This is a genomic window from Arenibacter latericius DSM 15913 (assembly GCF_000424985.1).
Taxonomy (GTDB): domain Bacteria; phylum Bacteroidota; class Bacteroidia; order Flavobacteriales; family Flavobacteriaceae; genus Arenibacter; species Arenibacter latericius.
Genome location: NZ_AUKX01000016.1, coordinates 95,620 through 101,823, shown reverse-complemented (window position 1 = coordinate 101,823; position 6,204 = coordinate 95,620). Strand labels below are relative to the sequence as shown.

The following is a 6,204-nucleotide window of genomic DNA, read 5'->3' as shown; positions in this document are numbered from 1 at the left end:
TACTGATGTCCACGCCCACTGTTTCCATTATTTTCATAATTTTATGGTGTTTAAAAATGGTTGCGTTGACTAACACCTTTAGTAGGTAGAGACTGAAATTCTATTTGGTCCTTGCAACCGGGTTAATAAAGAACGGGGACTAATACAGGCGATAGGCCATAAACCTAGAACGACACAAAGTTCACCCCGTTCTTTTTCAATTATGGTTATTAACAAAGTTAAACTTATCAACAAAGAAAAAAGAAGCAAAAAAAGAAATCTCATCATCATAACTATTATTCTTTTTTGTATTCCTTTTATTTACTAAATATAACTTTATAAATCTAAAGGAATGACTATGGTATGTTCTTCTGCAGTAAAATCATTACTGACTGTAGTATTCCCATTCAACAAATTACTAGCATTTTCAATAGCTGGAGTAACCGTTATCTTTGAATTTGAGGCATCCAAATAATTAACTTCATTTTCATCCTTAGGAAAAGCCAATACATATACATCTTGAAACTCTGCTTTTGGTTGATCCAATTTTATAGCTAATTTTTCACCTCCTGAGATTAATGTCTCTGAATACACCAAATGACGCATCGTCTTATCACTAGTAATCCAAGGCCCTCCGGACATACTCCATCCTGGAGAATTAAAAGCCCCTATATCAACCCCAAGACGCTTTCCCTCATTTACAGCATGTACCATATGACTCCACCATTCCTCACTAAGAATAGGTACGGGACCATCTTTCTCCTCTGGATTTATGTTACCTATAAGAGCAGTTCCAATCCCAACAGCCTTCATAGCCTTCAAATCCCTTGTAATTCCTTCTTTTGAAATGTCATCTCCAATCCAATACCAATAACACCACAAGTGATTCTCTCCTGGTGGTGATTTAAAATCATCAACAAGAGATTCAAAATAAGACTGTGATATTTCTTCAGGTTTAGAACACTGAGAAAACAAAAGACTTAAAACTATCAAAAACAACAGGGGGCTTAATTTCATATTAGTTGACATCCGTAACATTTAATTTTAATAATTCGCTGGTAAGAAACGAAATATTACGACTGTTCGCATCCTGCTCTATACTGTAAAACCAACATCCTATAATGATTGGGAAAGGCCGGTTAAAGAACTAAAAAACACATATAAGTGAATACCAAATAGTTACGGTAAGCGTGCAAGACGATACAGGCCTGCCATTGCCAGCGGCCTTAATAGTAGTAAAGGGCACAAATTATGGTACACAAACTGACTTTGACGGTAATTTTCCAACAATTACCGATACTGACAGTAACCTGCAAATCATCTCTTACATTGGATATGCTTCAGTAGAACATGCAATTAATAGTCAAACATCAATCACCTTAACGCTACTAGAAGATTAAGGCTTATTTGACGGAATGGTAGTTAAGTGAATGGTAAACAAAAAAGAGCTAATATTACGTGTGATGTAGCAACCGTCGATAATGAAACTTTAACTATTGCTCCAACAGCAAATGTCAGTCATTCACTTACAGGACGCTTACCCGGATTAGTTACTAAATAAGAAAGTGGTTTACTTGGAAATGATTCTGCCTCATTAAGTATTCGTGGCTTCGGCAAACCACTGATAATAGTTTATGGGGTTGAATGGGGCTTTAACAATTAAGAAAGCACATCCAATCTATAAAATTGATTTTATAGATGCAATTACATCTTTACAATTTCATTTAATCTGTATAATATCGGAAGTACTAATTTTTAAGTCAAGTAAGGAGTTTATATAGGATGTTTCCCTACACTCGTTAAGATTTCATTCCTCACCATATAATTTCAAAAGGCTAGTATAATAGTCTTAATCAATTCCGTAATCTAAATTAAGTAGTAACTTAGTTTGCGCCCTATACCTCCAAAAAACTGTTCCATATATTTTTACGGTTTAAAAATAGCTTCTATTAAAAGTAGGTTAAAGAACTTGAAAATCATTTTCCATCGAACGGAAAACCTCCATAACTTCACCCCTGAAAACTCAGATCAAACGCTCTACCAAGCCGCTGAATTACAAGCGCTTACCTCTAGCAATCTGCAGTCATGTTTATTATTTTACCTTTAGATGTTTTATCTCTTATTCACTTTTTAATATCCTTTCACTATTTTAATTCGTAATACAGTACTTCATAAATCTAAACTCAATAATTATGTTGCCTTGCTTTTTTCCGGACAGCGAGGTGAGTCTATTATTGTAATATCATAACTTCGCCGTTATATGGATTGCTTTCTTTGAATCCTTCGGCTAAACAGAAGAAAAAGGACGCCGCAAAGTATCCATGCAGGCAAAGTGACAAAAGATAAAAATATATCAAATTGAACAGATAAAAAATAAAAGATACCAAAGCTAATCAACCAAGCAAAAAACACAGCCCTGTTAAATTTCAGATCTGCCACTTCTGCATAATTCTTAATGATTCCCGCCTGCTTATGGAAAAAATGTTCGAACACTATAATGGCTCCGAAAGGTGCTAGGATAAACCCGTATAAGGCAACAAAACCTAACAATTTCATTGCGAAAGCTGGGAAAAGACCAGCGATGGTGGCCAAGGTACCGGCAATTATAGTAACCCAAAAAGTTGACAATTTGGGTACAATGGCCTGAAAAGCAAGTCCCGCTCTATATATTGTTGGGTTTGCAGTGGTCCAACCCGCCAAAACAACGGCAATTATTCCAAATATACCAATGGCATTATGGGCCAATGGTCCTGGGGCAACCGTGGGTGCCTCCCCATTGGAAAGGAGTCCTTGAGCCTCTGGTGATCTTAAATAAACGGCATACAGCAAAGCTGCCGCTATCCAAGCCATATAGTGTCCTACGTACATTCCGGCTGCCGTGGTCCATCCACTACTTGCGTTTTTCGCAAAACGAAATACGGAAAGATCGGACATCCCAACGTGCATCGCCGCATTGGCGAACCAAGACCAAATAACAACATGCCAGAAGGTGTATTTAATCTGCCCAGGAAAAGGTTCAGAACCTTCGCCCCATATACTCCAAAACTCCGATATACTGCCTACTCCCAACTGATTCAAGGCTACTATGCCACAGGCTATAAAAGCTAGTACTATCACTGGAGACATCCAGTTTGCGGCTTTGGAAACTGTTTCATAGCCTTTGGAGGCAATCAACGAAATAACTGCACCAAGAACAATAACAATAATAACCCACGTCATCCCATTAGGCATAGTATCTGTTAGCTTAGGCATTTCCATATTAAAAGGAATCCCTACAGCTGTGGCCGAAACCGTAATCATGGAACCTGCAAGAAAACAAAAAAGCACTCCATTGGCCAAATTATAGCCAGTAACAAGGTTTTTGCCACATATTTTTTCAAGCTGGTAGTACAAGGTCAACCTGTACTTCACGGCAATTTCAGCTGTCAGGAAACGCCAGCTAAGCACGGCTAAAAGATTCCCTAACAGAAGCCCTATAATAAGATCAAAGGCACTTACCCCAGTTGTAAGGAATAATGGCCCGATTACGAATTCGGTACCTGCGGCATGTTCCCCCGCATACATACCAAGAAAACTTTTCCAACTTTTAAGTTTGGATGTGGGTACTGGTACGCGCTCAAATTCTCCGCCTACTATATCCTCTATTTCTACTTCTAGGTTGAATTGACTCATATTTTATTTATGGTATTATTTAGTCATTATTTTATTAGATGATTTGGCAAATCTTCCACTCGTCCACAGCAAAGTTGATCCATGACTTGCTTGAATTGGGTCTTTACCATAGAGATGGTGTGATCTCCTCCTTTATTTCCTAAAGCTGCTGCACCATACATAAAGGAGCGCCCCATAAAAGTAAACTTGGCTCCACTTGCCATGGCCCTTGCTATATCCGGACCTGAACGAAGACCACTATCTATCATGATCTCAATTTGATCCCCGTACTTGGTCATTTCCCGAAGCGAATTGATTGTGGACTGTGCAGCATCCAATTGTCTACCCCCGTGATTTGATACTATGATACCATCAAAACCAAGATCTATGGCGTCTTTGGTATCCTGTTCTGAGGCTACGCCCTTTAGCACCAATTTGCCCTTCCATTTGTCTCGGATTGGCTTTATTTTTTCCGCATTTAACTTACCTGAAAAAGTCCTATCCATAAACTGCCCCAACTGCTTTAAATTGAGTCCCTCAGGGGTATATGGCTTTAAGGTTTCAAAGGTAGGTTGTCCGTATTTAAGGGTGTTATAGGCCCAAGCAGGCTTTCCTAAAATCTGAAGAATATTTTTTAACGACATTTTTGGCGGTAATGCCAGACCATTTCGAATATCACGCGGTCTATATCCAAATGTGGGCACGTCACAAAGAAGCACCAGAACAGGACATCCGGCGGCCTCTGCACGATCAATTATGTCATTACGAACAGCGTCATCAACGGGATTGTACAGTTGAAACCAAGCCTTACCCTCCGTAAGCTCACTGGCCCTTTCTATACCCATAGTTGTAACGGAACTTAAGATAAAAGGTACGTTATGCTTCTGCGCTGCCTTAGCCAGGATTTCTGGAGAATTGGGCCACATTAACCCTTGAAGACCCACTGGAGAAATTCCAAAGGGAGCATCAAATTCCATTCCCAATACTTTAGTCTGAGTATCACTTTCCCCAAAATTTCGAAGATACCGTGGCTGTAATTGCACCTCCCTTATTTCTGCAGTATTTCTTATAATACTTACGTCTTCATTACAACCTCCATCCAAATATTCAAAAGCAAATTGGGGAAGCCTATTTTTTGCTTTTTCTCGTAGATCGGAAATAGATGGATACCGTGAACATATTTCTGAAGTCATAATTATTGAATTATAAAAGGCACATGCTTCTTTAGTGCATAGTTCTTTCTAAGAAATTTGGAGTTCAGCTTCGTATCCGATATGCATAATGCTGCCCCCAGTGCAGAACCTAAGGAAGAATCCGTAGTGCTTAAGCTCATGTTCCTAAGATAGTGCGATATAAGTTGAATGTACACTTCATTATCTGAAAACCCACCATCTATATATAGCTTTTCAATGTTATCATTTCCACTTACCGTTTTAATACTATCAACCTGCAATAGCACCAGCTCCACCATTAGTTGGTGATAGGCGTGTTCGAATTTGTCGTAAGGGATTCTAGTTGATTTCGGCATATTTTCATCGCAGAAACCAATCCACCTGTACATATATTCAAAATCCTGTACAATCTCAAAATAGATATCATGATCAAAACGTATAGTTTTATGATACTCAAAAGGAACTTGAAAGTGATCTGACAATCTTTTAATCTGTTCCTTGTATTCATTGCCAAGGAACAAACTTGAGGCTTTTACAGCCTTTCCATTAATCCGCATATAATTAATACAGTTTAATTCTATGTCTGAAGCCTTCAAAGCTTCTTCCGAAAATGGATTCATGGCTATACTCCAAGTTCCAGTAGAAACAAGAATAAACTTTTGCCTCACACTTCGAATGTAGGGTAATAATGCAGCAGAACTGTCATGTATACCAACACCTATCTTAATACGTTTGCCGTTATAATTCATATTAATACTGGTCTCGGTAGAGACAATCTTGGGCAATATTTTATTTATCTCCTCTTTATAGACCCAATCGTGATAATCCTTTTTTGTGTAATCCCATAGCGCCGAATGACAACCAATGCTAGTATATTCACTCACCGCTATACCAGTAAAAATAAAACTTATGTACTGGGGTAAATGCAACGAATATTTTATTTTTTTAAATATTTCGGGTTTTGCATATTTCAACCAATAAAGTTGAATTCCCGAATTCAAAAACCCAGAAACCGGCGAGCCAGTATTTACCGAAAAATCCAGTTTTGGCCCATATTTCTCATTAAAAGAATCGATAACATCTTGGGGTATCTTTTTGGTATAATTATATAGCGGAGTTAATACTTTATCATTATCATCCAAATGTACTAAACTGGCACCATAGGTTGAAAAATTGATCGAAATAATATTGTACTCCTTTGCATTCAATATCCTATCAAAAACTTCTTTCAGCCATTCTTTTAATCGCACCAGATCTTCTGATGGATATCCATCCTCATCTTTAACATTCTCAAAATATGTATATTCTCTATACACTTCCTGATAATCCTCATCGAATAGAAAGAATTTTTTATTAGTCTTTCCAATATCGAATACAGCCGTTACTTTCTCTCGCATTTCAT

At 37.9% G+C, this 6,204-nt stretch carries 5 protein-coding genes; 1 reads left to right on the top strand and 4 read right to left on the bottom strand.

Annotated elements, in window-relative coordinates; genetic code table 11:
- Positions 1 to 315: 315 nt before the first annotated feature.
- Positions 316 to 1,008 carry a glycosyl hydrolase gene (locus H344_RS0108725; RefSeq protein WP_240484964.1) on the bottom strand — a complete coding sequence of 231 codons (693 nt, stop codon included), beginning with the start codon at positions 1,006 to 1,008 and terminating at the stop codon, positions 316 to 318.
- Positions 1,009 to 1,169: 161 nt separating this feature from the next.
- Between H344_RS0108725 and H344_RS21390 the strand changes: the two genes are divergently transcribed.
- Positions 1,170 to 1,379, top strand: coding sequence for a carboxypeptidase-like regulatory domain-containing protein (locus H344_RS21390; RefSeq protein ID WP_169514957.1), 210 nt, complete (start codon positions 1,170 to 1,172; stop codon positions 1,377 to 1,379).
- A gap of 856 nt (positions 1,380 to 2,235) precedes the next feature.
- Here the strand turns inward: H344_RS21390 and H344_RS0108720 are convergent.
- From H344_RS0108720 to H344_RS0108710, 3 genes are read right to left on the bottom strand one after another with little or no spacing between them, the layout of a single operon-like run.
- Positions 2,236 to 3,651: a purine-cytosine permease family protein gene (locus H344_RS0108720; RefSeq protein ID WP_026809968.1), complete on the bottom strand. Its 1,416-nt coding sequence runs from the start codon at positions 3,649 to 3,651 to the stop codon at positions 2,236 to 2,238.
- Between the two features lie 26 nt (positions 3,652 to 3,677).
- Positions 3,678 to 4,823: an alpha-hydroxy acid oxidase gene (locus tag H344_RS0108715; protein WP_026809967.1), complete on the bottom strand. Its 1,146-nt coding sequence runs from the start codon at positions 4,821 to 4,823 to the stop codon at positions 3,678 to 3,680.
- A gap of 2 nt (positions 4,824 to 4,825) precedes the next feature.
- Entirely contained in the window at positions 4,826 to 6,199 is a 1,374-nt protein-coding gene (locus H344_RS0108710; RefSeq protein WP_026809966.1) for an FGGY-family carbohydrate kinase, read from the bottom strand.
- Positions 6,200 to 6,204: the final 5 nt, after the last annotated feature.

Coding starts and splice junctions, on each gene's coding strand:
- H344_RS0108725 (WP_240484964.1), bottom strand. CDS start 1,008: ATGTCAACTAATATGAAATTAAGCCCCCTGTTGTTTTTGATAGTTTTA.
- H344_RS0108720 (WP_026809968.1), bottom strand. CDS start 3,651: ATGAGTCAATTCAACCTAGAAGTAGAAATAGAGGATATAGTAGGCGGA.
- H344_RS0108715 (WP_026809967.1), bottom strand. CDS start 4,823: ATGACTTCAGAAATATGTTCACGGTATCCATCTATTTCCGATCTACGA.
- H344_RS0108710 (WP_026809966.1), bottom strand. CDS start 6,199: ATGCGAGAGAAAGTAACGGCTGTATTCGATATTGGAAAGACTAATAAA.